This window comes from bacterium (genome assembly GCA_029210545.1).
GTDB lineage: Bacteria > BMS3Abin14 > BMS3Abin14 > BMS3Abin14 > BMS3Abin14 > JARGFV01.
This window is the reverse complement of the sequence record JARGFV010000194.1, coordinates 1-1,837: the sequence shown is the minus strand read 5'-3', so window position 1 is coordinate 1,837 and position 1,837 is coordinate 1. Positions and strand designations below refer to the sequence as shown.

The 1,837-nt window shown below is 51.9% G+C and carries 3 protein-coding genes; 1 reads left to right on the top strand and 2 read right to left on the bottom strand.

The annotated features are described in order from the left end of the window. Positions 1–253, top strand: a 253-nt coding sequence (locus P1S46_12220; protein MDF1537234.1) for a hypothetical protein, incomplete at its 5' end; no start/stop codon positions are given. A 109-nt stretch (positions 254–362) separates the two neighbouring features. On the opposite strand, the gene tnpA is transcribed toward P1S46_12220, so the two are convergent. Beyond that, positions 363–794, bottom strand: coding sequence for an IS200/IS605 family transposase (gene tnpA, locus P1S46_12215; protein MDF1537233.1), 432 nt, complete (start codon positions 792–794; stop codon positions 363–365). 435 nt (positions 795–1,229) lie between these two features. After that, on the bottom strand, positions 1,230–1,837 hold a 608-nt coding region (locus P1S46_12210; protein ID MDF1537232.1), incomplete at its 5' end, for a transposase.

Here is a 1,837-nt window from a genome sequence, read left to right as displayed (position 1 = left end):
AACCGTTGCTCCAGGATACGTTCGGGGTCGTTTAAGAGAAAAGAGTGATGAAATTCTGCAACTAAGCCAAGGCTTTGTTGCTCAAACAGCGGCACTCTTCCCCAACGTCAAACCCTACAAGGAAACAGAAACTTGGGACAAGGTTGTCACCCTCTCAGAATTCCGAACCAAATATGAGGAATATTTCCGCCTGGTAGACCAGACTATTAAACAGTTGAAAGATCTTGCGGAAACCATCGCAGAAGATGAGTGACTACCTTCAATGGCTTAACCTTTCTAGTCATGTACCCCCGGCAAAGCCGGGGGCTTGAACTGTGAACCGCTCAAAGCGGTTGTTAAAACCTTGAGCCGCCTAAAGGCGGCTACCGGAGTAGCTGCAGTTGATCCAATCGACGGTCCTCAGCCTCCTGACGACGGATATAGTCGCGGATCACCTGCTCATCTCGACCTACTGTTGATGCGTAATATCCTCGTGCCCAAAAATGCTGACCTACAAAATTCCTCGCACGGCCACCAAATGTCCGGGCAATGTGGATCGCGCTCTTGCCCTTTATGTACCCAACTACCTGGGACACCGCATATTTGGGGGGTATCGAAAGATAAATATGTACATGATCTGTACACACATGACCCTCCAGCACCAAACTCTCACGCTGACGAGCCAACTCCCGAAATATCTCACCCAAATGACTCCGGATTCGACCATACAAAACCTTCCGGCGACACTTCGGTATCCATACAATGTGATACTTGCAGTCCCATACCGTATGGCTTAAGCTTCTTACATCGGTCAACGAAAGCCTCCTCTCCTGTAAACTTTGAGCGGTTCACAGATTGGAGGCTTTCATCTACTCCAGGAACTGTCAAACTTCTCGGGTCCCCCGGCAAAGCCGGGGGGTTTCCCTAAGTACTAAACGAATGGCCTGGTCTCTTTCAAGGGGACCCTTGACGTAGAAGGAAGTGGGACTACTGTGTTGTCTGAGTCGATTTGGTGGGTCTGTGGTGATCCCAACATAGAAGTTCTCACCTTTGGGAACTATATAGAGCGCATCCGAAAAGCCCGGATTTTATCAACGAATAAGCGGCAATTCACTCCATGACGATGCCGGCGCGACATCGCCTTTTAAGGGACGGTGCAATTGGTGCCAAAACCGCCATCAAATGAAGGGATCGGCTTCATCGGGACACATCTATCCCTTCACGCCGGTTTTTTGAACTCCTCCGCTTTTCTAAGCCGAAGGCAGACTATGTCTGGCCATCACCAGCAGATTGTACGAGACAACCGAACTCCATACGTACTGCTGGAAACCTGCCCAGCCTTTCCAGTTACAGCGGTAAAGGCCATAGGAACGCTTGAGTACGGATATGTTCGCTTCAATCCCTGCGCGAAAGTTCCGAAGCCTTCTGTAAACCCAGTTGCTCTTGACCATGTCCTGGACGCTGAGGCCCCGCTTCTTCGAAAAACAGACATCCTTGACGCCATCCCCCTTCGCGTTCCGAAGGTTATCCTTGGAAGCGAACCCCCCGTCCGCGGCAACCTGGCGCGGAACGCGTCCGTAAATTCCCTTCTGCCGTTCGATCATCAACGGGAACATGTCGGAATCCGCCGGGTTGCCTCGCCCGATAGCGCAGTCGAGGATCATCCCGGAGACACCGCCCACCAGGAAGACCTTGTGTCCAAACCGGGTCTCCCTGCGGTCCTTGACGATAATGTCCGTATGGTCCTCAAAAAAGGACACGACCTTTTCGGATGCCGGCACCTTCTCACCATGAACCACCCGACGCTCCGTCTGATCAATGACACGGTCAAGGATCATCACGGCCCGCTCCAACTTCT